Here is a 26,343-nt window from a genome sequence, read left to right on the forward strand (position 1 = left end):
ACGCTTCGAAAGCATTCGGAGTTTTCCCGCGCACTGTTCGTACGGATGTCAGGACACGGAGCACGGCCCGCGTAGACAGGCGCAGATGTTTCTCGAATGCTTCCCTGCTCTGGTTTTCCGTAAAATCGATAAGCTCGACCTCGTCACCGCTAATCAGATTACGATATCCACGAGCTTTCAAAGCAGACCGCGCCAAGCGTTTTTGCCAAATACTGCTTAAGAATAGTAAACTTGTCGCATAAAATTGAAGGCAATCCGCATTAGCCCGAAGTGATTATATAGTTTTAAAGAGCGATGTTATTTTCTCTTTCAACTGCTGCCTTGCATTGGTTCAAAAAATGATCGTATTGCCGTACTATTTTGCCCAGCTCGTACTCTTCTTCGATACGCCGTCGTGCCGCCGCCGCATATTCAGCATATCGAGCGGTTCCACCGTCAAGAAGAGTTCGTAGCGCCGCCGCCAGCGCCTCCGGATCCTGGGAGGGGACTGCTAGGCCGCCGTCGCCGATGATACTTGCAGCGTCACCAACGTCAGTCGTTACAACAGGTAGCGCATAGCTCATCGCCTCCGCCAGGACGTTCGGAAAGCCTTCTGTTCTCGAAGATAGGGCGAGAATGTCGATCGATCGATAGAAAGCAGCCATGTCATCGACTTCGTCCAAGAGCTGGACATTTTCTCGCGCTAAACCTGCGGACAAGATCATCCGTGAGACGGCTGGATTGCTCCAGGACAAGCCACTTCCCGCAGCCACGAATGTCAGCCCCTGATGCGTTTGAAGAAGGCGAGCCGCGGCCTTGAAGAATGTCGGATAATCCTTCTGTGGATGGAAGCGCGCTGCAATGCCGATCCGCTTGGCCGATCGAGGCTGAGGGGTCACGGATTGCGGCAGCTCAAAGCCGTTCGGTATGACCACGGCATTGTGCGTTCGATAACCAGCCGCCGCATGCATTTTGAGCGCCCTCGCTGAATTGAAGACGAAACCCTCCGGATGCCAGGATAGCCACTTTGCCACAGTCACTGCGGCGCGTAAACTCCGGGTCAAAGACGTCCAATCATCCAACGACTGACGCACGTTCCAGATCACTGCAGTGCTCCGACGTGCCAGCAAGGCAGCGACCGTGCCGACAATCATCGCATGATACATCCAGCACAATATGACGGGTGGCCTCTCCTGCCTGATTAGTTTTGCAAGTTTCAGCGAGGCATGTGCGAGAGACGTCAATTTTGTAGCTTCGAGCGATACATACTCGACACGGGGATTGCTCGAAATTTTAAGATTTCGCTCCGAAATCCCCATGAGCGAAACGACCACTATACGCTGGTCGACTGAGGCATGCAGCAGCCGGGCCAGCATTGTCTCAGCGCCGGCATGCGCTGTGAAATTGGTAATGATATGCATGACATCTGCCTTGGCCATAGTGCCCCTCAGCGCGTGGCAAGACGACAGAGCCCGCAAGGCCTCTGGACAGGAATTGCGCGCTCGTGTTTTTATACCTTCTAAAGAGCCTCCCGTGAAGGCAAGCCTTGCTTGATATAACATGACCGAGCCCGTTGCCTCGCTCGGCATAACTCGATGTCGTGGCCCAAGGATGCGGATCGTTCTCGTCGGAGCAGTGGAAGGTTCAAAAGTCGCCCTTGCAGCGCTCGTATCCTCTGAGCGACCGCCAGCGCTTGTCGTAACCCTGCCGCCAACCGCTGCTGATCGTCACTCGGATTTTGCCGATCTCAGTTCAATGGGCCGCGAGAGCGGCATTTCCTTTTTTCATACGACGAATGTGAACTCTACCGAGACCCTGGCGAAGATTGCCAGTATCGGTCCGGATGTGACCCTTGTCGTCGGATGGTCCCAAATATGCGGACGCCCATTCCGCGAGCTTGCAAGCATCGGTACGATTGGCTTTCATCCCGCCGCCCTTCCACGACTAAGGGGACGGGGCGTAATACCTTGGACCATTCTTCGCTCCGAACAGACGACGGGATCGACACTTTTCTGGCTTGATGACGGCGTGGATTCCGGACCGATCCTGCTTCAGCGCGTCTTTGACGTAGCCGATAATGAGACGGCCCGCAGTCTATACGAAAAGCACCTGCTGAATATTCGAGGAATGGTCCCCCAGGCCGTCAGGATGGTCGAGTCCGGCAACGCGCCCAGGATCCCTCAGGATAATGAGAAGGCCTCCTATTGCGCGAGGCGCCGGCCTGAAGACGGCTTGATTGACTGGCGCCTGCCGGCCGCTGACATCACGCGCTTCATACGCGCGATCGGAGACCCCTACCCCGGCGCTTTTACCCATTCTGGAAGCGAGAGGATATATATCGATGCAGCCGATCTATTCCCCAACCCGGATCGCTACATAGGCCTTCCGGGACAAATTCAAACGGTCAGCGCCACCGGTTTTCTCGTTATGTGTGGCGACGGCAATTGTGTTGATGTCAGCGCTTGGCGCCCTGAAACATCGCGGCTGCGGATGCATAGCCACTTGCGGTCCGGGTCCTCGCTCCAGGCTTGATCGAAATAAGCATACTTCAGTCTGGAAAAGCCGTCGCAACTTCGGACGCCTAAAGGGATACGGGATGACGTCAGCAGCGATCAAGATCCTAGTTTCATCCGCCGGTCGACGGGTCGCTCTCATCGACTGCTTTCGCAGGGCGGCGAAAGAGTTAGGCATATCCCTGACGGTGGTCGCATGTGATCTCGATCCAGGAATGAGCCCTGCGTGCCGATCCGCCGATGCGAGCTATGCTGTCCCAGCCTGTGACGATCCGGGCTTCGTTTCAGCGCTGCAAGGAATTGCATCGCGTGAAAAAATCGATCTGATCGTTCCAACGATCGATCCCGAACTCCCGGCTCTCGCAGAGGCGATGGACGATTTTGCGGCACTTGGCTGTCGCGTTCATGTCAGCCAATCGGCGGTGGTCGACATCGTTCGCGACAAGCTTGAAACGATGACTGTGCTTGCGGCGGCGGGAGTCCCCGTCCCGCGCACCATCGCACTTGAGGAGTTCGCCTCGACCAGCGAATGGTCTTGGCCGGTCTTTGTCAAGCCGCGGTCTGGAAGCGCCAGCCGCGCGATTAGCGTCGCCGGTTCGAGAGATGAGCTGCCCGCCAAGGTCAGCGAACCGATGATTGTGCAAGAAAATCTGACCGGCGCGGAATACACGGTCAACGGCTTCGTCGACGTTCGCGGTAGACTACAGACAGCCATTACACATCGTCGCGTTCGTGTCAGGGCCGGCGAGGTCGAAAAAGGCATCACCGAGCGCCAGCCGCGACATTCACGCATCGCGCATGATATCGTCGCTGCACTGCCGGGCCTCAGGGGTGCATTCTGCTTTCAGATTATGGACGACGGCGCTGCCGGCCCCAAAGTGATCGAGATCAACGCACGGTTCGGAGGAGGCTATCCTCTGGCTGATCATGCGGGCGCGCATTTTGCAAAATGGCTGCTCGAGGAAGTCTCAGGCTTACCTGCAAGCTGTCATGACAACTGGCATTCGGGCGTGTTGATGCTGCGCTACGACGAAGCGATCTTCGTGGATGGTGAAGATGAGTGAACCACAAGGTGGTGTTCTAGTCTTCGATCTGGATGACACACTCTATCTCGAAAGCGACTTTGCCAAAAGTGGATTCGAGGCCGCGTCTGCGTGGCTGGATCGAGAAATGGGTGTTGCGAATTTCGCTGATCATTGCCACGCAATCTTCGCAACCGGCCGACGCTCACGCGTGTTCGATGAAGCGCTCGCCGCTGCAGGCATGGCCGGCGACCGGACGTTGACTGCAAAGCTAATTGAAGTTTACCGGCAACATCATCCGCGCATAGCGTTAGCCCCTGATGCGTTGGAATATCTTTGCAATCCTGCCAGGAAGGCGCGCCTGGCCCTCATAACCGACGGCTACGCAGCAACACAAATGGCAAAGGTCAAGGCGCTGGGTCTTGAGGAGATTCTAGACCACATCATTTATACAGATGTCTGGGGCCCCAAGTTCTGGAAACCGCATCCGCGGGCGTTCGAGGCTATCCAAGAATGGTCAGGAGTGCCGTGCGCGGAGCTGGTTTACGTAGCTGACAATCCCGCCAAGGATTTTATCGCTCCGCGGCGTCTGGGATGGAGGACGATCCAGATTGCCCGGATCGGCCGCATCCACATGGCATACGCCACCGAGCCTGACCATAGACCCGATGCGGTGATAACTAGTCTTTTTGATCTCGACGCGTGCCTCGCGACGCTCCGCGCTGCGCCACAATTTACAATCACGACCAATCCTAAGTGACTACGCTTGCGATCGTTTCACAAAGGCCTGCCCTAGAACGGCAGGAATGAGCAGCGGAACCGGCCAAAAACGTCCATACATATGAGTCATTGCGTTGCCCATAGCCAAAAACGCCGCAACTGTCGCAAAGATACAGATGGCGAACGGAAGGCCGTTCTTGATGCGACTAGCCGCAAGCGCCGGACCCAAGAGGCTGATCACCATGACGGCAAAGCCAAGGGCCGCGATGAAGCCCCCCTCCGTCCAAAGAAGTAAGTAAATATTGTGCACGGGCTTCTGTACGGCGCTGCTTACTCTGTACTGATCCGCTCCAATCCCGAGCAAAAGCGTGGAGCCCGTTTGACCGGCCGCCTCCTGTATGAGCTCAAAGCGACGACCAAACGTTCCCGCCTGGCTGATGTCTCCTGTATCGACAGCGGTAAGGACGCGTTTTTGGAAAACGTCCGGCAGATAGTCGCGCAACGGTGTAATCGCGACAAGTGGAATGCAGAGGCACAGAGCGGCGGCAGGCACAACCGTTCTCCATGTAAGATTGAACAAGAGAAAGATTGCAATGCCGATCCCACAGCCAATAAGCCCGGTATTCGAGCCAGTCAGAAGAAGACCGTAGGTCATGACTACAAACGCGCAAAGCGCGAGAAACCTGTTTAATTTTCTTAAGGAAACGAGCAGAAGCAGGACCTGAATTGCGAGCGCAATAACGGCGGCGCACGCATTTTCTCTTTCCATCAATCCGTTAAAGCGTCCGCTCCCGGTGACGAACTGCGTATTTGTCTCTCCAATAACATGAATGAGAAAGATACCGTGTATACAAATTATAAATATCGAAGAGACATAAATCTTTGCCGCCGCTAAGAGCTCGTCATAGCTCCTTCCCCCAAACAAAAGCAGCACAATAAAATACGCGTAGAAATACTGCAGGACGACCACGAGTCCGCGTTCCGGCCCAGGGCTTACGATGCTGCTTGCAGTCAACCCCAAAAGCAGCAAGGCAAGCCCAAAACACCAGGCGGCCGTGCTCAGCTTGCCAATGACATTGACGACAATATTGGCGTTCGCAACAGCGAGAGAAAAGCAAAGAAGAAAAGACAGATCTGCAAGCGTGAAATAAATATAGTCACTTCTAAAATAATTCATCGAGCATAGAAATATAGCAGCAAAAAATGCATATAACTCCAAAGATTGCGAAATTGTCGCGACCGCAGGTTGCCCATGCCCCCTTACACGTTCATCGATTTTATCGGCCGATGTAACGTCATTTAAGCTCATCGCCAACGCCTCCGTCGGTTTAAGGTATTCTAAAACGCAAAAAAGTGAAGTAACTTCCGAGCTTGGAGAGCCTGTCCTTCAAACATCTTCGATCGGAGACCGTACGATGCCGCTGCGAAGTCTGGCGAGATACCGCCCCTGCGGCGAGTTGCACTCCATGTCCTTCGCACTGGGGAACGCGTGATATTGTCGTGCGCCATCATTGGTGGCGCGATGCGCCCATAAGATTGAACCTTTATAAACATCGGGGATATTGGTTCAAAGGGAAGCACCGCGAGACGCATATCATGAAGACGCTTGCCGAGCTTGCAAAGCCCGGAGATACCGTTCGAGCTCGGCCGCCATATCGGCTATCTTTCGGTTCATTTAGCAAAGATCGTTGGCGATGACGGTACTGTTATCGTTTTCGAACCCGGGCCCAACAATTTGCCGTATCTTCAAACCAATACAGAGCGCTTTGCGAACATTAAAATCGTTGAAGCCCGCGTGTGGAGATCTCGATGGCCCCGTGGAATTTTGGATAGAAGGCATGTCGGGACAGAACAATTCATTGGACAAAAACTATAAAAATTTTGAACAAAACCGAGAAAATGCGTTCAGCGATGCGCTGATGGAATCCGTCACGGTCGAGATGATGCAGCTTGACACGTTCTTGGGAGACGGGCCTTCGTCCGGCACTGCTGAAGATAGATGTGGAGAGTGCCGAACACCATGTGCTTCTCGGTAGTTCGCACTGTCTAGCGAATATAAGACCACTTATAGTGGTGGAAGTTACCGAGAATTTTGACGATGTAGCCAGAATATATAACGAAAACGATTACGCAATACATGATCGCAGTCGCCACGAGTGGGTGTGCATTCCGGCCGAACGCGCCGGAGCGTCCCAACAAATATCGGAGCATTGAGCGTCGGGGCTCGTTCTTGTCATCGCCGTCATCGAAGCTTGCAACTCCGCCGCTTGCCGAAAAAGGAGCCGCCATAGTTCGACAAAGGAGCGGCATGAAAACGTCTTTATTCCCGCCTTTCTCCCATCAGGCTCTCGAAGGGCAGATGTTGGTAGCGGGATCTGACTTCAGGCAATCAGCCATGCTTTTTTTAGGGGTGACAGACAGAAATTTGTCTGCAATGAAGACCACGATGAGAGACAGGGGCGTCCGTTGCAAGACGGGCTGAGAAGTACCCTTCGAACCTGAACCGGATAATGCTGGCGGAGGGAGTCGCTCGGAGCCTTGCTTATTCAGTCCGGCTCCCCGCGCATTTGCCCCGCCCAGAAAGGGGCAAATGCCGATACGAACTTCACCCGGACAACTCTTCGCTGCCATGCGCGCGACGCCGCCGCTCGTGCATTGCATCACCAACTACGTCGCGATGAATATCAGGCCCGGTTCCCTTTCATGGCGCCTCCTTGACGCGCTTGCGCAGCTCGATGGAACCGCACTCGATGCTGCGGCAAGAGTAACATCGAGATGAAGCGTTTCGATCTTTCCCTTTATCTTGTCCTCGACCCGGATCTGTGCGCCGGTATCGGCATGGTCAAGACGGCGCTCGCCGCGGTTTCCGGCGGAGCAACGATCATACAGCTGCGCGACAAACATGCCGGTACGGCAAGCATGATTGAGACTGGCCGGGCGTTGAAGACCGCGCTTGCCGAAACCGGCGCCCTTTTGATCGTCAACGACGACGTTAAGGCCGCGATCGCGATCGGCGCGGATGGTCTGCATGTCGGGCAAAATGACATTGCCGCCCGCGACGCGCGCAAACAGATCGGATCATCGATGATCCTTGGACTTTCGGTGGCAACCGAGGAACTGGCCGCGGCCGTCGACCCGGCAATCGTCGACTATGCCGGTATCGGTCCTGTCTTTGCCACATCGACAAAACCGGATCACAAGCCTCCGATCGGCATCGATGGCGTGGCAAGGCGCGCGAGGGCCTGCCGCGTACCAGGGGTCGCGATCGGCGGCCCCAAGGCGACCCATGCAGAATATGTGCTTGCGGCAGGGGCAAAGGGGCTCGCGGTCGTATCTGCTATCTGTGGCACGCCGGATCCGCGGCAGGCTGCCGCGAGCATTACTGACGCAATCCGAAAGGCACGCGCATGATATGCAACGTTCTTTCCATTGCCGGCTCCGACCCTTCGGGCGGCGCGGGCGTCCAGGCCGATTTGAAAACATGTTCGGCGCGCGGCACCTATGGCATGGCCGTTTTGACGGCCTTGACGGCTCAGAATACCCAGGGCGTTTCCAGCGTGCATGCAGTTCCCGCTGACTTCGTCGCCGAGCAGATCGCCATGGTCCTCGCCGATATCCGCGTCGATGCGGTGAAGATCGGCATGATCGCCAATGCACCGATTGCCGAAGCTGTCGCCAATGCCCTTTTGCCGCACCGCGGCATACCGATCGTGCTCGATCCGGTGATGATTGCCAAAGGAGGTGCTGCCCTCCTTGATGTTGATGCCATCGACTTTCTCAAGACCCGGCTTTTGCCGCTCGCAACGCTTCTTACCCCCAATCTGCCAGAAGCCGCCGCTCTGCTCGGAGAGCCGGTCGCAGGGACCCGAGATGCAATGGAGCGGCAAGCGGAAAAGCTGCGTGCGCTTGGTCCCTCTGCCGTTCTCGTAAAGGGCGGCCATCTTGGCGGGATGCAAAGCCCTGACGTCCTGGTAAGCGAAAGCGGGATTACCTGGTTTGAAGCGCCACGCGTTCCGACGAAGAACACGCACGGCACCGGCTGCACACTTTCGAGCGCGCTTGCAGCAGAACTCGCAAAGGGCGGATCGCTCGAGGCCGCGGTCGCTACAGCCAAAGATTACCTGGCTGCCGCCGTTGCCAAAGCCGGCACGCTCAGCGTCGGTTCGGGCCACGGTCCGGTTCAGCATTTTCATCAGCTCTGGGCATGATGCACAGGGCTGCTTAGGTCTTCACGGCGCCAGCGGTCAGACCGGCGATGATATGCTTTTGGGCGACGAAGAACACGATCACCGTCGGCAGGATGGTAAGCGTGATGAAGGCGAGCACCAGCTGCCATTCGGTGCCATACTCGCCACGATAGACCATGATGCCGAGCGGCCACGGATATTTCGATTCCGAATTCAGCATGATCAGCGGCAGGATATAACTGTTCCAGCTGCCAACGAAGGAGATGATGCTGACGGTTGCAACGATCGGCCGCGCAAGCGGTAGCGAGATGTACCAGAAGAAGCGCAGATAGCCGCAACCGTCGACAAAGGCCGCTTGGAACAATTCTTCCGGGAGGTTTCGGAAATAATTCCTGAAAAGCAGGATGCTCATGCCGAGGCCGAATGCGACCTGCGGCAGCACCACGCCCCAATAGGTATCGAGAAGACCCAGATCGCGGATACGGATGAAGAGCGGCAGGATCGCCGTTGCTGCCGGAAACATCAGGCCGAGCAGGAAATAGTTCAGCAGGAACGACGAGCCGAAGAAACGGACATGCGCAAAGGTGAAGGCGGCCATCGACGAGACGATCAGCGTGAGAGAGACCGTGAGCGCTGCAATGACCAGCGAATTGAAGATCTGCAGCCAGTATCGCTCCCCGAAGAGGATATCGGTATAATTCGACCATTGCCACTCTGCAGGGAGCCCAAAGGGATTGGTGCGCAGGTCGCCCAGCGTCTTGAAACCGCCGAGCGCCGTCGTCAGCAACGGAATGAGAACCAGCGCCGCAATCAGCGTCAGCGACACGTAGAGATAAACCCGCGTCTGCAGCGGCATGCGAATGGTGGAGCTCGTGTCAATCATTGCGCATGAAAATCCTCTTGTAGCCGAAGGCGAGTGTCATGCAGATGATGAAGAGGACGACACCGACGGCGCTGCCGAGACCAACCTGCATGCGCATGACGCCGTAGGTGTAAAGGAAGGTCACCATCGTCTGCGTCGAATTCGATGGCCCGCCGCCTGTCAGCGGCATGATCATGTCGAAGAGCTGCAGCGAACCGATGACCGCAAAGAAGATGGATAGGCGCAGCGTGGATCCAAGCAGCGGCAGCGTCACATAGCGGAACTTCTGCCAGCCTGTCGCCCCGTCGATCTCAGCTGCTTCGAGCACATTTTTGTCGACCGATTGCAGGCCGGCGATGAAGAGCATCATGTGGAAGCCGAAATACTTCCAGACGATAACGGCAAGCACGGCGTAGATGGCGAGATCCTTGTCGGCGAGCACATATGGGGTCGCGAGACCGAAGAAGTTCGAGATTGCGGCAAAGAGCCCGTAGTCGCCGTCATAAACGAAGCGCCAGATCAGGCCAGCTGCGACATCGGCAAGAACGTAGGGCAGAAAGAAGATCAAGCGGAAGGCGACGACGCCAGGGATACGGTGGGCCAGCATCGTCGACAGCCAGATCGCCAGCGGAACCTGGATGGCGATGGATATCAGGATAATGAGGCCATTATTGACAAGCGCCTGTGTGAAGGCGGCGTTGCGCAAGAGGACTTGGAAGTTGCGGAGCGCGATGAACTCCGTCGGCATGCCGTAGCCGTTCCACTTATAGAGGCTGTACCAGGCCGCCTCGCCCATCGGCATGATGACGAAGAGCGTAAAAAGCAACAGAGCCGGCGGCAGAAAGAACAGAAGTACGGCCCAGCGGTCATGCGCAGCCGAACTGCGGTTTCTGGTCGCGCTCCTGGCCGGTCTTGCCGCACCGATCGCTGATGAAATGGAAATATTCGCCATCTGTCTTGCCTTCGCATGCGCCTGGTCCGATCCCGGCACCGGTTGAGAAGGCGCCGGGACAAAGGAAGCGGAGCGGGTTATTGCTCCAGTTCGAAGGCGTCCTGGATCTGCTGGGCGCCATCCTGCGAACTCATCTGGCCGGAGACGATTTCAACGGAGACATCATTGACGACACGGCCAACGGCAGCGCCGAGATCCTGATCGAAATAGTTCTGGTGCCAGGTCGAGGCGGCGAGTTGCTTGGCGGATTGAGCCAGAAGCGAATTGGTCACACCATCATCGGCGCCGACGGCCACCGGCAGAAGCATCGCGGCCTTGGCCATGGATCTTTCGTTTTCTGCATTCGTCAGGAAGGCGAGAAAATCGATTGCTTCCTTGGAAGCCTTCTTGGTTACCGCCCAGCCGTTCAAACCACCCAGCGTATCGGTTACCTTGCCGGCGCCGCCTTCTACGGCCGGGAAGTTAAAGCGGCCGATGTTTTCCGGCGAAAGTCCCTTGCCGTCACCGGCATTCTTGCGCTGATTGGCTTCGGTATTCTCAAAACCGAGGATCATAGCGGCCTTACCATCGCCGAAGACGCCGAGCGTTTGCGGCCAGGTCGCACCCAGATAGCCAGGCTGGAAGGGTTCAATCTTCCCGAGTTCGGCAAGATCCTCACCGGCCTTGATGATCGCCGGATCGAGGAAGCCTTCGCCCTCGCCTTTCTTGGCAGCGTCGAAGACCTTTTCTCCGCCTTCGCGCATGACGAGATAGCTCCAATAGAAGTGGATCGGCCATTTTTCGCCGCCGCCACCTGCGATCGGCACGATGCCGGCGTCCTTGAGCTTTTTCACGGCGTCGAGAAAGTTTGCCCAGGTCTTGATGTCCTCGGCCTTCACGCCTGCCTTTGCAAAGAGCTCCTTATTGTAGAAGAAGCTGACGAGACCGACCTTGTATGGCATTGCCCAGACCTTGCCGTCAAAGGTCAGACCACTGACAGAGCCGGCGCTATAGGCGTTGCGCAGCTTGCCGCGATCTGCATCGAGCGCGGCTGTCACATCCTGAAGCGCGCCGGTCTCAGATTGTTGCTTGAGGACGCCCCCGCCCCAGCTGAAAAAGAAGTCCGGTATATCGTCGGACTGGAGAAGCGTCGGCAGTTTTGCCTTGAAGGCCTCGTTTTCGAGAAACTGCATCTGTATGTCGACATCCGGGTGCTTTTCTTCATAAGCCTTGGCAATCTCCTCCCACTTGGCCACATAAGTCGGATCGAGCTCCAGATGCAGCCACTTTACGACCGTTGTTGCGGAGGCTGCACCGGCTCCGAGAATCACGGAAATGCCTGCGGCAGCGGCCAGAAATACGATGCGCTTGGCGCGAAGAGCAGCATTCGTGCGAATATACGTCATGGATTTTCCTCCCAGGGGGCCAATGTCCTCACTAATTTTTCCCCTATGCGGAATAATTCAACGCAGCTCTGACTGATGTCAACCCGATGGGCCGATTTTTTGGCAAATCTGCTTGACAGCATCCGCAAACTGCCTGTTATTTAATTTGTATTCCGTCGAAAATAATCGGGGCTGAGCCCTGAAGCAAAGCGATCGCCCGGCTAGTTTTTCATGAAGACCGCAGATCCTGAGTTAATGCGCGCGATCAATCGCTTGAACGTGCTGGACACGATCCGCCGCCACGGACCGATCGCACGTGTGGAGATCAGCGAACGCACCGAACTTTCGACCACGACGGTATCGGCAATTACCGCCTCGCTTCTCGATGACGGGCTCATTCTGCCGCGTCACGAAGGCGACATCCGCAACGAGGCGGCCCGCGGCCGTCCCCGTGTGATGCTGGAATTGAACCCGGATGCCGCGCGCGTCGTCGGAGCAAAAATTGCGGCAAGCCGGCTCGTTTTCGTCCTCACCGATTTCCGCGGAGACGTGCTTTCGAAACTCACCCTGCCGATCCGCATCGACCGGCAGCCGATCACAGTCATCGCCGACCTGGTGGAGGATGGCGTACGCCGCTGCGTCGTGGATGCCGGCTTGTCGCTGGAAGATGTCGATACCGTTTGCCTTGGCCTTCCGGGCGTTATCGAGCATCGCACCGGCCATGTTCGCAGCAGCCCCATCTTTCGGGATACGAATGTCGATTTCGCCTCGGAGATGACTGCGCGGCTTGGGACGTCGACCATCATCGAGAGCGATGCGCATGCAATCACCCTTGCCCATCACTGGTTCGGCAAGGCGCGAGATCTCGAGGATATGGTGTTGATCTCCCTGGAACAGACGCTCGGGCTTGGCGTGCTGCATGGCAATCAACTCTTCCGCGGTGCCGGCGGCCTCAGCCACAATCTCGGCGATCTCGTGCTCGGCACGGGGTCGCAGGGGACGGTGCGGCTGTCGAGCCAGGCTGGCGAAAGTGCAATCCTTGGCGAACAGCAGGCCGACGGGCGTTTTGCCGAAGCAATCCGTCTCGGCCGCGGCATGGCCCACGCTCAGGCGCTGATCAAGGCGGAGGACAATGTCCTCATCGGCGCCGCCGTCCGCGCCGGCGAGGCCGTCGGGCTGACGATTGCCAACATCGTCACGCTCTTTGCCCCACCGCGCGTGATCCTCGTCGGCTCCAGCCTGGCGCTCGGCGAGCCCTTTCTGAACAGCCTGCGCGATGCCTATGCACTTGCGATCCCGCCATCCTTAAAGGGCGTCACCGAACTCATCTTCGACGACTCCACAGACGATTTCTGGGCGCAAGGTGCGGCAGCCGTTGCCCTTTACGAACTCTACGAGTCGCCTTGGAACACGACGGGGCCGGCACTCTAAAAACTGTAACTGTAAAATCGATTGGGAGGAAATCATGGAGACAGTCGGCATCGGCATCATCGGATGCGGCAATATTTCGGGCGCATACCTCAAGGCCATGGCCTCTTTCCCGATCCTCGATATCCGCGGCATCGCCGATCTCAACCGATCCCTGGCGGAGGCAAAAGCCGCCGAATTCAACGTCCCGGCGAAAAACGTCGACGAGATCTTTGCCGATCCAAAGATCGAAGTCGTCGTCAACCTGACGATACCGAAAGCGCATGTGGCAGTCGGCCTGCAGGCACTTGAAGCAGGAAAACACACGTATTCGGAAAAGCCCCTCGGAATTAGTTTCGCGGAAGGGAAAAAGCTCGCTGAAGCCGCGAAAGCGAAAACCCTTCGCATCGGCGCGGCACCCGATACCTTTCTCGGCGGCGGGCATCAGACGGCGCGTGCCCTGATCGACAAGGGCGTGATCGGCCAGCCCGTCGGCGGTACGGCCACTTTCATGTGCCCCGGCCACGAACGATGGCACCCGAACCCGGCCTTCTACTACGAGGTCGGCGGCGGGCCGATGCTCGACATGGGACCTTATTACATCACCGATCTCGTCAATCTCTTCGGACCGGTAGCGCAGGTCGCGGGCTTTGCGATTGCGCCCCGCAAGGAGCGTATCATCACCAGCGAGCCGCACAGCGGCGAGCATATTCCAGTGCACGTGCCAACCCATGTCGTCGGCATCATGGCCTTTGCCAACGGGGCGGTCGTTCAGATTGGCATGAGTTTCGACGTCGCCGGGCACAAGCATGTGCCGCTTGAACTCTATGGCACGGAAGGCACGCTGATCGTTCCCGACCCGAACCATTTCGGCGGCGAGGTCCAGCTTCTGAAAAAGGGCGGAAGCTTCGAACCGCAGGAACTGACAGCGCCTTACGCAGACGGCAACTACCGCTCGCTCGGCGTTGCAGATCTTGCACACGCCATCCGTTCCAATCGCCCGCACCGGGCAAACGGCAGCCTCGCGCTGCACGTTCTCGAAGTCATGGAGGCGTTTCACGCGGCCTCCGAAACCGGCCGCACGGTCACGATTGCCACAGAGACGGAGCGCCCGGCGCCGCTGTCGGATTCCCTTATCAATGGACGGTTGGGCAAGTAATATTCAGGAGGAAAGAACATGCGCGAAGCACTGATCGTCTGGGGCGGCTGGAGCGGCCACGAACCACAGGAATGCGCGGCCATCATCAAGGACATGCTTCAGGAGGACGGCTTCAAGGTCTATGTAGAGCACAGCACCGAAGCCTTCGCCGATCCGTCGGTGCATGATCTGAGCCTCGTCGTGCCAATCGTCACCATGTCGAAGATCGAAAAGGAAGAGATCAAGAATCTCGCTGCTGCGATCGAAAACGGCGTCGGCATCGCCGGCTATCACGGCGGTGCGGGCGACAGCTTCCGCGAGTGCGTCGAATATCAGTTCATCATCGGCGGCCAATGGGTCGCCCATCCGGGCAACATCATCGACTACACGGTAAACATCACGCGGCCGGACGACCCGGTCATGGAAGGGATCAGCGATTTTCCCTATACGTCGGAGCAATATTATATGCATGTCGACCCCTCGAACGAGGTGCTGGCGACGACGACGTTCACAGGTGATCATGCCTACTGGATTGACGGCGCGGTAATGCCGGTCGTCTGGAAGCGGAAATACGGGAAAGGCCGCGTCTTCTATTCCTCGCTCGGCCATCAGTCCGAGGAATTCGGCGTGCCGCAGATGAAGTCTATCTTCCGGCGCGGCGCCAACTGGGCAGCGCGCTAAACCCGCTGGCCTAGAAGGCGAAGCGCTCTCTGCGATGTGATCGGAACGGTCCGGAACAAATGGCCGCCTTTGCCGTTGTTGCCGCGTTGATCAGCTCGAAAGGATTTTGATCATGCGCACGATTTTCGCGGTGACTTCGATTGTCTTTCTCGGCATAGCCGGTCCCGTGTTGGCGCAATCCAATATGGGCACGGATTATACCGGGCGCATTGACGGCACTCCTCCTCTCGGAACCTCGCCGGAAAGCCCAACGACGAATGGTCTCGTCATTCCGCTTGATCCGGTCGAAACCGGCAGTGTCGATGTCGTCATACCGCGCAACACCGGCCCGACCGATGTCAGGCGCTGCCCGCCGCCGAAACGCGGCGTTGCGGCCAAGACAAGCCGCTACAGCCAGGCGTGCCCGCGATAGGACAACCGCGGGCGCAGCAAGCCGCTACGCCAATTTCTATCTCGCCGGCATGCATTTTGTGTTAGGGGAGACCACGAATTTCCGTGAGGCCTTGCCGCAATGTTACCTTGGATACAGCTCGACTCCACGATCATCCCCGGGGACGGCGGAGAATTGCGCCTGAAGCAGCGTGGCCGCGAATTTTCCATCATGCTCGGCTCGAACGAACTGATGAACAGCCGTCTCAGCGGATCCGAAGAAGCGCTTGCATCGCTTTCCTGGGATCGCATCAAAGGCCACAGACGCCCGAAGGTCCTCATCGGCGGCCTCGGCATGGGCTTCACCTTGCGCGCAGCACTTGCGGTCCTACCCGCGGAAGCCGAAGTGGTTGTCGCTGAACTGGTTCCGACCGTGGTCGCCTGGGCGCGCGGGCCAATGGCGGAGGTTTTTAAGGGATGCCTCGAGGATCCGCGCGTCTTAATCCATCAAGGCGACGTCGGAGAGGTGATCCACTCAGTGAAAGCGAGCTTCGACGCAATCCTGCTCGATGTCGACAATGGGCCGGACGGGCTGACCCGCAAATCCAATGATCGGCTTTATGATTTCAACGGCCTGCGAGCGTCTCGCGAAGCGCTGCGCTCTGGCGGCGTTCTTGCCGTCTGGTCTTCCGGCCCCAATGCGAGCTTCAGCCGCAAGCTGCGCGACAGCGGCTTTTCGGTGGACACGGTCAATACACGCGCCAACGGCAAGCGCGGCGGGGCGCGCCACGTCATTTGGCTTGCTGTCAAATCGTCCGCCTAGTGGCCGGAGGCAACCGTCCGGGCCGCGGCGATCGCACTGGCAGCGCCAGCGCGCAGTTGCGTCGTATCGGCGCTCGCAACAACAAGATCGCAACCGAGCCTCAACAGCTCGCCAGCACGCTTGCCATTGCTGCCGAAGGCGCAGGTGAATTTCTTGTGTGCTCGGCACCGCGCGACAATGTGCGCGAGTTCCTTGTCGATCTCGTCGGTGTCGGGCGCGAGCCTTGCACCCTTTGAAAGGGCAATCGACAAATCGGATGGCCCGACGAAGACGCCGTCGATGCCTTCGACACCAAGGATACCGTCGACGGCATCAAGTGCTGCCCGCGTCTCCACCATCGCAATCGTCAGCGTCAACCGGTTGGCGGTGCGCAGGTATTCATCTGCCGAGAGCTTCATGTGGTTGAGCGCCAACGTCGGTCCCCAGCTTCGCTCGCCAAGCGGTGGATACTTCGCAAACCGCACAAGCGCTTTCGCATCTGAGACCGAATTGACCATTGGCGCGATGATGCCGGTGCAACCAGCATCGAGCAGCCGTGAGGCCGAAGCGAAATCGCCAACCGGGATGCGCGCGATTGCCGGTTTTCCCGCAGAACGGCATTGCGTAACGGCATTCGATGCTGAAGCCATATCCCACATGCCGTGCTGCATATCGAGCACGACGGAATCGAAATCTTCCTGCGCCAGATGATGGACGACCATCGGTTCGGGTATACCGATCCAGGCGGAAACCAGGCCGGCATGCCCGTCTGTCCTGATCCTGTCCGCGAAACTGTCGATTGCCGGTGTCTCCGTCATGTCGTTCTCCATTCACTGCTCAGGCGAGCGCGTGTTTGCTGATCTTGAAATTCCTCGATGAATGTTTTCTGCAACAAGATTCCGTCCTACTCGTCTGGGAAAAACGGTGAATCGTAAATCAGCGTGAACGGTCCGACGTAACCCGCAGCGCCGCAAGCCTCCAGGCACATGAGGTAGTCAGCAGCATCCAGACCCGAGGCATTGTAATCCGCCTTCGCATGACAAGTTCCGCGCGGCACACGATATCGGAAAGGTCCGCGTATTTTTCGGGCGCAGTCCAGTTGCCAAGATCGCCATTGAGCCCGACCTTGCCCTCAAGCCCGTCCAGCAGCCAGTTCATCTGCCTAGGCGAAGGCAGAAGGTCGAACCAGTTTTCGACAAACGATGCGAACGCCGCTACCCTCCGCCTCGTCTGCCAACCCCGGCTGCTTGCCGGCTATCAAGCGCATGTTCTTCGCCCCGAGCGAAAACCGCCGTTTCGATCCACCCAGCCATCCTTGACCTCGCGGTCGGCATCGTTTGGATGGCTCGGATCGCCGTCCTCGACCAAGAGCGTCTGAAAGAGCACGCCTGATGGCGCCAGCGCACCGTTGAGATCGGCCAGATAGCGGCTTGATACTTGGCAAATGGAAGGAGCAGCCTGGTTTGTGGCTTTGAAATTGCTACGCATTGTTGTCTAAACCTAGATAATAATCGGCACTAGTGCCATTGGTAAATTTCGCTGCTTGTCTAAGCGTCTTTGGTCTGTTCCGGGTTTTCGATCTCATAGATCGTCGCATCGTCATGCTTTTCCCGCAGCCCTGAGGGCGTTTACCTTTTCCGTTGGCACACAAATCCACTCCGGGTGACTCCGGTCGTGTATTGCGTAATTGTGCGCCTCAAATATTGAGGCGACGTCGTCAGAGTTCTCGGTAACTTCCACCACCACAACTGGCCTTATATCCGCTAAACAGCGCGCGCTGCCGCGAAGCACAAGGTCTTCGGCGCCCTCCACATCTATCTTAAGAAGCGCCGGACGAAGGCCTTTCTCAGCCAGAAATGTGTCGAGCTGCATCATCTCAACCGTGACAGATTCCATAACGGCGTCGCTGAAAGCATTTTCTCGGTTTACCTGAAAATTTTTATAATTTCTGTCCAATGAATTGTTCTGCCCAGACAGCGGCTCTATCCAAAACTCTACCGGGCCATCGCGATCCCCGCATGCAGCCTCAACGATTTCAATGTTGGAGAAGCGTTCAGTGTTTTCTTGCAGATACGGCAAATTGTTGGAACCGGGCTCAAAAACCACAACGGTCCCGTCATCGCCAACAAGCTTTCCTAAGTGAACTGAAAGATAGCCGATATGGGCGCCGATTTCGACAACCGTATCTCCCGGCTTTGCAAGCTCCGCGAGCTTCTCCATGACGCGCCGCTCGCGCTGCTTTCCTTTAAACCAATAGCCGCGGTGTTTATATGCGTTTAGCCTCAGAGGCACATCGCTCCACCAATGATGACGGATGACAATATCACGCGTTCCCCACGCGCGAAGCACACGCAGCGCTATCCGTCGTAAAGGGCGATATTTTGCGAGCCTACGCAGTCCCATCTGACGGTCCCCTTCATTGAAGTCGCCTTAAGCGAAATGCCCAGAAAATCTAATCTTGTCGAATATAACCTTTCTGCGCGGATTATACCCGGGTTTAGCCTTCTTGAAATGATATAAGCAATCCGGCATAACCGCCGCCGCCGAGCGATCACTCGATCTCATAGATCTCGACGTCCTCCTGCACATCCCGCAGCCCCGAATGAGCAATGCCGGAGCTTTCCGGGTCCATGCCGATCTCGGCAATCAGCGTAGGCTTCACCCCAACCATGTTCTTTGACCGCCGTAATAGTCGACGGGTGGGTTCTCACCTTCAGCGTGCAAGCCTTGATCGGCGGATAAGGCGCCTTATCCTTTGTCGGGCCGCGAGCGCGGCACTTCGTACGCGGAAGGGAACACCGCGAACTTGCGCGTGTTCGAAAGTCGGATCCTGGGGCAATTTTTAAGCTTCGATGCCTTTGCGGTTCCCCGCGGTAACCGGAAAAAACACAAGCTTAACGTGAGGTATCCGTAACAGTTGCAATCAGATCGGCAAGTGATCGTCGGACGTAATATGTGCTATTGAACGCCAAATTTCAAAACTTCACCCCGGAACATTCCCGGCCACCCGGTGGCTCTGATGCGCACAACAAAGGCTGGTCGCTTCCCGCCGAACATCACTGCTTACTGCGCTGAGCGCCTTGATAGTGCTTTACGATATCTGGCGGGGACATTGCGTGTTGCGATTTGCGGCCATAAAAAAAGACGCCGCTTGCGGCATCCTCGGCATAGGGTGCCTGTATAAACCGGTCCAAATACTGCATCCAGAAAAAGGCAAGTTTGGCAGCCTTCCCCGCAGCGACGGATCGAAACAGGCTGCGCACTAGGTAGTCGACTGCCCACATGAACTGGATTCCTGGACCGCCGCTAGCTCCCGAATCTAAGCGTTCGAAGCGACGGAAGAGATAGCGGTGGCCGCTTTCGGTGAATCGCGTGAAATCGAACGCGCCCTCGTGAACCTGTTGCATGAACGGGGTTTCGGCATAAACGAGACCATCTGGCCGCAATACGCGCCATATCTCAGCTACAACTTGCCCGGGTTGAAGAACGTGCTCGAGGACGGCCTGAACGATAACCGCGTCAAAGAAATCATCGGGAAGCGGGATGTGGTGGGCATCCGCGACGAACTGCACGTTTGGCGTTGCATATATATCGAAGCTGTAAACTCTGATCTGAGGATGTGAATAAATCGGCTCCATCCCCTGACCCACGCTACCGCCGCCTACCACCAACAGCTGAATTGGTGCAGTTCGCTTCTCTAAATCGCTAATCATGCGCTTGACGTTATTCTTGGTCCGTACCTTCTGTGGTGAAAGAAGTCCCTTGACGAAAGCTTTTGCCCCATGATGCTCGTGGCGCGTGATAGGACTGTTTGCATTGGCGGCGAGCACATCGTCTTCGAGAAGTACGGAATCCGAGAAGTCGATAAGAATAGGCTTACCGGTGATGATCTTGTAGCTCTTCTGATTGTCGATCGAACCGTCTGTCCTCAGAGAACCTTCGTCACATTTCAAAAGTCTCGCCTTGGTGAACGGGCAGCGCAGCGCTGGCAAGCATTCTTCGACAGAAATCAGCATACTCGAACCTCCCTGGATCGAAGACAGATAGCAGCTGGTGAGCTTCTCCCGCGCCTTCGCCCCTGCACCGCCCCTCAGCCGCCTTTAGGAAGTTGAAATATAGCCGCCGCGCACGGCGGCAAGGTGGCAGGATAACGAAATAGCCTATCGTGGGCTGACTCCGCATGGCAGCGTACGGTTATGATCGAGGTCGATAAACCGTCGGGAGAGCCGCGGAAGCCAGTGGGGCAAAGAAGGTTTGGAGGCCTCGCCCGGAATTGACCGACCCCAGCCGCTCTTTCAATGCATCAAGCTCGCGTTGCCACGCCACCACCGAACCAGACCAGCTTGCGACGGACAAGCAATTCCTCCAGCTAGATGCCGAAAGTGAATTACAATCTCCAAGGCAACAAATCCTTGAAGCTTCAAATGAAATCTCCACGAATAACGGCCTCCGCCGAAAGTGCCGCACTAAGCAGCGCCTCGTCGCGATTGGCCGGTGCCGACAACAGCAAGCCGACTGGCATCCCGGCATCGCCGGCGCCACACGGGATCGACACGCCGCACCAATCGAGAAAATTGCCGAGCGCCGTGTTTCGCAGTGTCTTGGCATTCGTCGCAAAGAAGAGGTCGTCATCCATCTCCAGAGGCGCGATCGGCGGCGCCACATGGGCGACGGACGGGAATGCAAGCAGCCGGTCGCCGATCAGCTGCTTGCATTCGGCGATGAGCCGCTCACGAATCTCAAGGATTGCGATATAGTCCGGCATTCCTGTCTTTTCGCCGAGACGCGTGCGCATGACAACGCGACGATCCATGCCCGCAGCCTCCGGTCCGGCCAGACGCTCGCGATGCAGCGCGAAAGCTTCGGCGGTTACCAGCGCTCCGTAACGGGTCATCGAAGTCAAGATTTGGTCGAAAGCGGGCATCGTCATGCGGCTGATGATGGCCCCGGTCCTCGCCAGCCGTTCCACCGCCGCGTCGAAGGCAGCCGCGACGCCCGGCTCGATGCCGTCGAAGACCACATTTGTGGGAATGGCAATCTCAATGCCCTTCAGCGGACGGGCACACACCTCGGATGAGGTCAGGCCGCGCATCGCAGCATCGATCCACACGGCATCTTTGACTGTTCGGCAGAGTGGACCAAGCGAATCCAAGCTCTTTGCAAGGGGAAATACGCCATCCATGGAATATCGGCCGCGCGTTCCCTTATAGCCCACGAGGCCGTTGAGTGCGGCCGGGATACGAACTGACCCGCCCGTATCGGTTCCCATCGCGACCGGTACGAGGCCGGCGCCGACAGCCACAGCTGCCCCTGAAGAAGAGCCCCCCGGGATGCGCGGCACGTCAAGGCCGTGGGAGTTATGCGGCGTGCCGTAATGCGGATTGATGCCGAGGCCTGAAAAGGCGAATTCGCTCATATTCGTTCGCCCCACCGCAATCATTCCGGCCTGCTTAAGCGCCATAACGATCGCTGCATCGCTTGCCGCCGGCGCAGTGCTCGCCAACACTTTCGACCCGGCTGTCGTTGCAAGGCCCTCGATGTCGAAGAGATCCTTCCATGCGATCGGGATACCATCGAGCGCGCCTAGTGAGCAGCCCCTACGGATGCGCAGGGAGGACGCTTTGGCCTCGTCAATGGCCCGTTCCTTTAGAAGCACTGTGAAGACCGCCTTGTCGGGATGGCCTTCGATGCACTCCAAGATCGACCGCACGACCTCGACCGGATCAGCAGCGCCGCTCTGAATGAGGACCGACAGTTGCGCGACAGTCATCGCGCCGAATGGCTTGGTCATGGGAGAATCCGTAAAGGCATCGTTCCCCTTGACCTATCGCGGATCGTCGCTGCGGACCAGCCTGTTTACCGTGGTATCCGCGATTGGTCTGATTTTCTGAACACTGAGTTTGCAGATCGGCTCTTCAACTCTGCCCCATGCACGACCACATGCACCCGACACGCGGGCCCCCACCGGGCATCATATTTTGATCCACCCGGTCCCGCTGTGCCGCAGGAGTAATAAAAATGACGCACCACGATATTTTGAACCCGCGCCACAACGATATGGTGGCACATCACCCGACAAACGCACAAGCCACCAGCGAAGGTGAGCGCGATTATGTGGAACACCTCAACGCGCAGAAGCTCTCTCTGGGTGAACGGCTGCTTGTGATCGGCGCCCTTGTCCTTCTCGGTGTTGCCGGACTGACTGGGCACCTTAATTCTTCGGTATCGCCTGAGGTGACCGGTGCTATTGCTGCGCCTGCGACATTCGCATCATCTCATGGCAGCCTGGATTCTTGCCGGGAATACAGCCCTTTCGCGGAGAAGAGGTGTTGACTTCGGATCGCTACGGCCCACTGCATGGAAGTCTGCTGCCTTCGATGTGTCGCACCAGAAGGAGAAAAAACCATGGCCGGTCACGTCGATTACAATCTCGGGCGCTTTATCGATGCACAGGACGGGATGTATGACCAGGCCCTGCAAGAACTAGGCGCGGGGCGGAAACGTTCGCACTGGATGTGGTTCATCTTCCCGCAGATTGCCGGGCTAGGCTCGTCGGCGATGGCCCAGAAATATGCGATCCGCTCAGCAGAGGAAGCTGCCGCCTATTTGAGCAACCCCATTTTGGGCGCCCGACTTCTTCGCTGCGTCCAAGCGATCCTCTCGGTCAAAGGATGCACGGCGCGCGAGATTTTCGGGTCCCCGGATGATCTCAAACTTCGCTCTTCACTGACGCTTTTTGCAGCCGTCAGTGATCAAGGTTCGCTGTTTCATGAAGCAATCGATCGGTTCTACGGCGGAAAATTTGACGAGCGGACGATAGAAATCCTCAATGCCGCGACTTAACGGCCGGGCGACTGTTCCAGCGCTGCAATCTCGTCGGAGATTTCATTGAGGCGCTCGCGCAGATCGGATTGCGTGCCATCCTCAACTTCTTCCTCGCCAAAACAATTGCGCGCATCGTGAAGCTCGAGTTTGGATTCCAATTCGGCGCGCTTGGCATACAGACGATGGAGATAGGTGTAGTTCATATCTCTACCACCTCCAATATTGCCTTCCTCATCAAGCTGGAAAACGATCTCGAAGATGGAAGGTTCCGATATAGCCCAAGGCTTAGCAGAGCGATGCAATTGCCGCACTGCAGGCTTTTGAGAAGTGGCTGCAGCAACCGTCGCTTCCCATCGCCTGCCGGGTAACGCGGGCGCCTTCCAAAAGGAGTGTCAGAGTGTCAGCAAGAAGTTGAGGCTCCCGAGCCCCGGCGGCGGAACAAAGCTCTTCAAGGCGTTGACGCTGCTCGGCCTTATGGCGCTCGATCACCTCATGGGCAGGGTGTCCCTCACCCTTTAGTTCGATCGCCGCATTGGCAAGATCGCAGCCGGCCGGCTCTCCGTTCAGACACTCAGCCCGCCCCCGAACCCACGCGTCGAGCTGCGCCCGGGGGTTGCCCGGATGCGTCGCCTCGAGATCACGCCAGATCGCTTCGGCCTTTTCGGAGGCGCGACGCAGCGTCTCGCAGACGAGCTCGTCCTTCGAGCCGAAATGCCGGTAGAGCGTCATCTTGTTGGTGAGCGCCGCATCTGCAATCGCATCGACGCCGATGCCGCGGATGCCATGTTCGCGGAAAAGCTCAGAAGCCGTCGAGACGATGCGTTCCCTCGGTGGGATTTTCTCGTTTGTCAGCACGTTTGGGATTTCATGCGAAGTTTCGGATTTTTTTGCGGACGAAGTCCTTGACATAGATGTGACCGATCGGTAACAAATGCATTGTTACTTACCGGTAACACCGCTGATCGTACAAGTCAATGCCGAGAGGGCTGGCGGCGTCAGCGGAACACGGGCGACCGCCCACGAAAGGAGGACGAACCATGAGAAAGACCAGTGACCTCACGATATCCGAAGCCCTTCGCGACCCGCTGATCGCCATGGTAATGCGCGCCGATGGCGTGAAGCTTGACGATTTCAAGCAACTCCTGGAAACGGCAGCCCGCAAACGCGAACCGAATGCCTCCAAGGTGGGTGGCCTCATCAACGCGATCGCCAATCGCGCCGGCGTGAACCCGACGACCGTTTCCTGCTTTTGCTGACTTCCCGGGGACCTTTCCTGCCCCGTGCGAGAGCTGCCGTCTTCCCCCAACGGCGGCTTTCGCTGTATTCGCGCCACCGTGGAGGCGGCCAGTAACTGCGTACGGGCCATTTTCCCGTCATATGACATACAGATAGTCATAAGGAATTCATGATGACAACTTGGCGAACGTGAAGGCGCATCAGAGTGAATTGGTTCAGCGCGTCGAGGCGGGCGAGACCGTGCAGATATTGAAACGTCGCAAGCCGGTGGCAGAGATTGTATGGTCGACCGGCAGTCAATCTCCGTTCGGGAGGCGCTCTGCATCTGGCGATCGCCACTCACCGCCACGCCACGGTCCTACCCTTGATCGCGGAATGGCGGAAAGTGGAGACATTTTGGGGATCCGGACAGAGCTGATCTAGCTGATTGCCACCAGATGCCCCGGCGAAACCGTATGATACTCCAGCGGCACGATCTTGTAGTCCACTGCCCGGATCGGACTTTTGATCTCGTCATTGGCCGCCATCCGCTTCTCGCGCCGGCGATCCGGATCGGGCACGGGAACGGCCGCCATCAGCATCTTCGTATAAGGGTGCTGCGGGTTGCCGAAGATGGCAGCGCGCGGGCCGATCTCGACGATCTCACCGAGATACATGACCGCAACACGATGGCTGACGCGTTCGACGACGGCCATGTCATGCGAGATGAACAGGAAGGCGAGGTTGAGGCTCTGCTGCAGGTCCAGCATCAGATTGATGACCTGCGCCTTGATCGAGACGTCGAGGGCCGAGACGCTTTCATCGGCGACGATCACCTTCGGATCGAGCGCCAGCGCCCGGGCAATGCAGATGCGCTGACGCTGACCGCCGGAGAACTCGTGCGGGAAAGCGCGACGCCATATCGGCTGAAAGGCCGACCTTTTCCAGAAGGTCGGCGACCTTCTCTTTGGCCTGCTTTGCCGTTCCCATCTTGTGTTCAAGATAAGGCTCGGCGATCGCCGCGCCGACGCGGATGCGCGGATTGAGGCTTGCGAACGGATCCTGAAAGATCATTTGCACGGTCTTGCGCATCGCGCGCATCCCGTTCTTGTCGAGTGCCAGCACGTCCCTGCCATCGGCCTTCACTGACCCACTCTGCGGTTCGATCAGCCGCATTATGGCGCGGCCGGTCGTCGATTTTCCGCAGCCGGATTCGCCGACCAAAGACAGCGTCTCACCGGCCAAGAGATCGAAGGAAACGTTTTCAACGGCATGCACGCGTCCGGTCAAGCGGCCGAAGAGGCCAGAGTGGATATCAAAGCGCTTGGTGAGGTTTCGCACCTCCAAGACCGGCCTTGCTGAAACAGCAACCGTGTCGCCGACTTCCGCCGGAATGTCGCATTCGCCTGTCGCTGCATTGACGACGGGAAAACGCAGCGGCCTTTCGTGCCCCTGCATTGAGCCCAGCACCGGCACGGCGGAAAGCAGCGCGCGGGTGTAGGGGTGGCGGCCGCGATGGAAGATGTCGGCCGTCGCCCCCGTTTCAACCTGCTCGCCGCGATACATCACCACAGTTCTGTCGGCTATTTCGGCAACGACGCCCATGTCGTGGGTGATGAAGAGAACAGAGGTTCCTTCCTCCTCCTGCAGCATCTTGATGAGATCGAGGATTTGCCCCTGGATGGTGACGTCGAGCGCCGTCGTCGGTTCGTCGGCAATCAGCAGCTTCGGTTTGGAGGCAAGCGCCATGGCGATCATCACACGCTGGCGCATGCCGCCGGAAAAACGGTGCGGATATTCATCGAAACGCAAGGCAGCGGAGGAAATGCGGACCTTTTCCAGAAGCCGGATCACTTCGGCTCGCGCTTCGGTCTTCGACATGGCCGAATGGCAAAGCAGCGCTTCGGAAATCTGGTCGCCGATCGTAAAGAGCGGGTTGAGGCTCGTCATGGGCTCCTGAAAGATCATCGAGACGTCATTGCCGCGCACCTGCCGCATGCCACTTTCCCGAAGCGCCAGCAGATTGCGGTCGCCAAGCATGATCTTGCCTTCGATCCGGCTCGTATCCGGCTGCAGTAGCCGCATGATCGACAGCGACGTGACGCTCTTGCCAGAACCCGACTCGCCGACGATTGCAACCGTTTCGCCCGGCGCCACGCGAAAGGAAACATCGCGGACGACAGGCTTCCACTCGCCCTCGACCAGAAACGATGTCGTGAGATTCTCGACGGAGAGAACGGGTTCTGCCTGCTGGATCGTCTGCGCCTGAAAGCCTGCCATGTTCGGTTCCTCTTGGATGCCTGAAAG

At 57.6% G+C, this 26,343-nt stretch carries 25 protein-coding genes, 3 pseudogenes and 1 riboswitch; of the genes and pseudogenes, 15 read left to right on the forward strand and 13 right to left on the reverse strand.

What is annotated here, in order from left to right:
* Window positions 1–284 precede the first annotated feature (284 nt).
* The gene (locus ACZ9DP_RS08460; protein WP_476201208.1) at window positions 285–1,418 is read right to left on the reverse strand and encodes a glycosyltransferase; all 1,134 of its coding nucleotides are present in this window, start codon (window positions 1,416–1,418) and stop codon (window positions 285–287) included.
* 172 nt (window positions 1,419–1,590) lie between these two features.
* Between ACZ9DP_RS08460 and ACZ9DP_RS08465 the strand changes: the two genes are divergently transcribed.
* The 3 genes from ACZ9DP_RS08465 to ACZ9DP_RS08475 all read left to right on the forward strand — a co-directional run bounded on the left by ACZ9DP_RS08465 (window position 1,591) and on the right by ACZ9DP_RS08475 (window position 4,274).
* On the forward strand, window positions 1,591–2,511 hold the full coding sequence (locus ACZ9DP_RS08465) for a methionyl-tRNA formyltransferase (protein WP_476201210.1): 921 nt from the start codon (window positions 1,591–1,593) through the stop codon (window positions 2,509–2,511).
* Window positions 2,512–2,575: 64 nt separating this feature from the next.
* On the forward strand, window positions 2,576–3,556 hold the full coding sequence (locus tag ACZ9DP_RS08470; protein WP_476201212.1) for an ATP-grasp domain-containing protein: 981 nt from the start codon (window positions 2,576–2,578) through the stop codon (window positions 3,554–3,556).
* On the forward strand, window positions 3,549–4,274 hold the full coding sequence (locus ACZ9DP_RS08475; protein ID WP_074071774.1) for an HAD family hydrolase: 726 nt from the start codon (window positions 3,549–3,551) through the stop codon (window positions 4,272–4,274). Before ACZ9DP_RS08470 ends, ACZ9DP_RS08475 begins: the two co-directional genes overlap by 8 nt.
* On the opposite strand, the gene ACZ9DP_RS08480 is transcribed toward ACZ9DP_RS08475, so the two are convergent.
* Entirely contained in the window at window positions 4,275–5,543 is a 1,269-nt protein-coding gene (locus tag ACZ9DP_RS08480) for an O-antigen ligase family protein (RefSeq protein ID WP_476201214.1), read from the reverse strand.
* A 641-nt stretch (window positions 5,544–6,184) separates the two neighbouring features.
* On the opposite strand from ACZ9DP_RS08480, the gene ACZ9DP_RS08485 reads away from it, so the two are divergent.
* The 4 genes and pseudogenes from ACZ9DP_RS08485 to thiD all read left to right on the forward strand — a co-directional run bounded on the left by ACZ9DP_RS08485 (window position 6,185) and on the right by thiD (window position 8,442).
* Entirely contained in the window at window positions 6,185–6,448 is a 264-nt protein-coding gene (locus tag ACZ9DP_RS08485) for an FkbM family methyltransferase (protein ID WP_476201217.1), read from the forward strand.
* A 231-nt stretch (window positions 6,449–6,679) separates the two neighbouring features.
* A riboswitch (TPP riboswitch) is annotated at window positions 6,680–6,776 on the forward strand.
* Window positions 6,777–6,824: 48 nt separating this feature from the next.
* Window positions 6,825–6,920, forward strand: a pseudogene (locus ACZ9DP_RS08490) (hydroxyethylthiazole kinase); the annotation flags it as partial.
* Window positions 6,921–7,009: 89 nt separating this feature from the next.
* Entirely contained in the window at window positions 7,010–7,645 is a 636-nt protein-coding gene (gene thiE, locus ACZ9DP_RS08495) for a thiamine phosphate synthase (protein ID WP_476201219.1), read from the forward strand.
* Entirely contained in the window at window positions 7,642–8,442 is an 801-nt protein-coding gene (thiD, locus tag ACZ9DP_RS08500) for a bifunctional hydroxymethylpyrimidine kinase/phosphomethylpyrimidine kinase (RefSeq protein ID WP_476201221.1), read from the forward strand. The genes thiE and thiD overlap by 4 nt, the downstream gene beginning before the upstream one ends.
* A 13-nt stretch (window positions 8,443–8,455) precedes the next feature.
* Here the strand turns inward: thiD and ACZ9DP_RS08505 are convergent, their stop codons facing one another.
* The 3 genes from ACZ9DP_RS08505 to ACZ9DP_RS08515 all read right to left on the reverse strand — a co-directional run bounded on the left by ACZ9DP_RS08505 (window position 8,456) and on the right by ACZ9DP_RS08515 (window position 11,620).
* Entirely contained in the window at window positions 8,456–9,304 is an 849-nt protein-coding gene (locus ACZ9DP_RS08505) for a carbohydrate ABC transporter permease (protein ID WP_239600848.1), read from the reverse strand.
* On the reverse strand, window positions 9,297–10,235 hold the full coding sequence (locus ACZ9DP_RS08510) for a carbohydrate ABC transporter permease (protein ID WP_194731249.1): 939 nt from the start codon (window positions 10,233–10,235) through the stop codon (window positions 9,297–9,299). The genes ACZ9DP_RS08505 and ACZ9DP_RS08510 overlap by 8 nt, the downstream gene beginning before the upstream one ends.
* A 77-nt stretch (window positions 10,236–10,312) precedes the next feature.
* A complete protein-coding gene (locus ACZ9DP_RS08515; RefSeq protein WP_476201223.1) occupies window positions 10,313–11,620 on the reverse strand; it encodes an ABC transporter substrate-binding protein in 1,308 nt (435 codons plus the stop codon).
* Window positions 11,621–11,830: 210 nt separating this feature from the next.
* Between ACZ9DP_RS08515 and ACZ9DP_RS08520 the strand changes: the two genes are divergently transcribed.
* The 5 genes from ACZ9DP_RS08520 to ACZ9DP_RS08540 all read left to right on the forward strand — a co-directional run bounded on the left by ACZ9DP_RS08520 (window position 11,831) and on the right by ACZ9DP_RS08540 (window position 16,017).
* On the forward strand, window positions 11,831–13,030 hold the full coding sequence (locus tag ACZ9DP_RS08520) for an ROK family protein (RefSeq protein WP_476201225.1): 1,200 nt from the start codon (window positions 11,831–11,833) through the stop codon (window positions 13,028–13,030).
* A 34-nt stretch (window positions 13,031–13,064) separates the two neighbouring features.
* A complete protein-coding gene (locus ACZ9DP_RS08525) occupies window positions 13,065–14,165 on the forward strand; it encodes a Gfo/Idh/MocA family protein (protein ID WP_476201227.1) in 1,101 nt (366 codons plus the stop codon).
* An 18-nt stretch (window positions 14,166–14,183) separates the two neighbouring features.
* On the forward strand, window positions 14,184–14,825 hold the full coding sequence (locus ACZ9DP_RS08530; protein WP_476201229.1) for a ThuA domain-containing protein: 642 nt from the start codon (window positions 14,184–14,186) through the stop codon (window positions 14,823–14,825).
* 112 nt (window positions 14,826–14,937) lie between these two features.
* Window positions 14,938–15,237 carry a hypothetical protein gene (locus ACZ9DP_RS08535; RefSeq protein WP_476201231.1) on the forward strand — a complete coding sequence of 100 codons (300 nt, stop codon included), beginning with the start codon at window positions 14,938–14,940 and terminating at the stop codon, window positions 15,235–15,237.
* A gap of 99 nt (window positions 15,238–15,336) precedes the next feature.
* Entirely contained in the window at window positions 15,337–16,017 is a 681-nt protein-coding gene (locus ACZ9DP_RS08540; RefSeq protein WP_476201232.1) for a spermidine synthase, read from the forward strand.
* Here ACZ9DP_RS08540 and ACZ9DP_RS08545 read toward each other — a convergent pair.
* The 5 genes and pseudogenes from ACZ9DP_RS08545 to ACZ9DP_RS08565 form a co-directional block, all read right to left on the reverse strand.
* Window positions 16,014–16,814: an HpcH/HpaI aldolase family protein gene (locus ACZ9DP_RS08545; protein WP_074073055.1), complete on the reverse strand. Its 801-nt coding sequence runs from the start codon at window positions 16,812–16,814 to the stop codon at window positions 16,014–16,016. The two genes, ACZ9DP_RS08540 and ACZ9DP_RS08545, sit on opposite strands and share 4 nt — an antisense overlap.
* 89 nt (window positions 16,815–16,903) lie before the next feature.
* Window positions 16,904–17,452 (reverse strand): annotated as a pseudogene (locus ACZ9DP_RS08550) (sugar phosphate isomerase/epimerase family protein); the annotation flags it as partial.
* Window positions 17,453–17,595: 143 nt separating this feature from the next.
* A complete protein-coding gene (locus ACZ9DP_RS08555) occupies window positions 17,596–18,399 on the reverse strand; it encodes an FkbM family methyltransferase (RefSeq protein ID WP_194731255.1) in 804 nt (267 codons plus the stop codon).
* Between the two features lie 653 nt (window positions 18,400–19,052).
* A complete protein-coding gene (locus ACZ9DP_RS08560; protein WP_476201235.1) occupies window positions 19,053–20,012 on the reverse strand; it encodes a class I SAM-dependent methyltransferase in 960 nt (319 codons plus the stop codon).
* Between the two features lie 404 nt (window positions 20,013–20,416).
* A complete protein-coding gene (locus ACZ9DP_RS08565) occupies window positions 20,417–21,787 on the reverse strand; it encodes an amidase (protein WP_476201237.1) in 1,371 nt (456 codons plus the stop codon).
* Window positions 21,788–22,014: 227 nt separating this feature from the next.
* Here ACZ9DP_RS08565 and ACZ9DP_RS08570 point away from each other — a divergent pair, with 227 nt between their 5' ends.
* Window positions 22,015–22,329 carry a hypothetical protein gene (locus ACZ9DP_RS08570; RefSeq protein ID WP_476201239.1) on the forward strand — a complete coding sequence of 105 codons (315 nt, stop codon included), beginning with the start codon at window positions 22,015–22,017 and terminating at the stop codon, window positions 22,327–22,329.
* Between the two features lie 72 nt (window positions 22,330–22,401).
* Window positions 22,402–22,839 carry a DUF1810 domain-containing protein gene (locus ACZ9DP_RS08575; RefSeq protein ID WP_074071756.1) on the forward strand — a complete coding sequence of 146 codons (438 nt, stop codon included), beginning with the start codon at window positions 22,402–22,404 and terminating at the stop codon, window positions 22,837–22,839.
* On the opposite strand, the gene ACZ9DP_RS08580 is transcribed toward ACZ9DP_RS08575, so the two are convergent.
* Both ACZ9DP_RS08580 and ACZ9DP_RS08585 read right to left on the reverse strand, forming a co-directional pair.
* The gene (locus tag ACZ9DP_RS08580) at window positions 22,836–23,024 is read right to left on the reverse strand and encodes a hypothetical protein (protein WP_074071755.1); all 189 of its coding nucleotides are present in this window, start codon (window positions 23,022–23,024) and stop codon (window positions 22,836–22,838) included. The two genes, ACZ9DP_RS08575 and ACZ9DP_RS08580, sit on opposite strands and share 4 nt — an antisense overlap.
* Window positions 23,025–23,106: 82 nt before the next feature.
* Window positions 23,107–23,730, reverse strand: coding sequence for a TetR/AcrR family transcriptional regulator (locus ACZ9DP_RS08585; protein WP_476201241.1), 624 nt, complete (start codon window positions 23,728–23,730; stop codon window positions 23,107–23,109).
* Window positions 23,731–23,858: 128 nt separating this feature from the next.
* On the opposite strand from ACZ9DP_RS08585, the gene ACZ9DP_RS08590 reads away from it, so the two are divergent.
* Window positions 23,859–24,077, forward strand: coding sequence for a hypothetical protein (locus tag ACZ9DP_RS08590; RefSeq protein WP_194731258.1), 219 nt, complete (start codon window positions 23,859–23,861; stop codon window positions 24,075–24,077).
* 399 nt (window positions 24,078–24,476) lie between these two features.
* Here ACZ9DP_RS08590 and ACZ9DP_RS08595 read toward each other — a convergent pair.
* Window positions 24,477–26,316 (reverse strand): annotated as a pseudogene (locus tag ACZ9DP_RS08595) (ABC transporter ATP-binding protein).
* Between the last annotated feature and the right edge of the window lie 27 nt (window positions 26,317–26,343).

Source organism: Rhizobium sp. USDA 4016 (assembly GCF_056279705.1).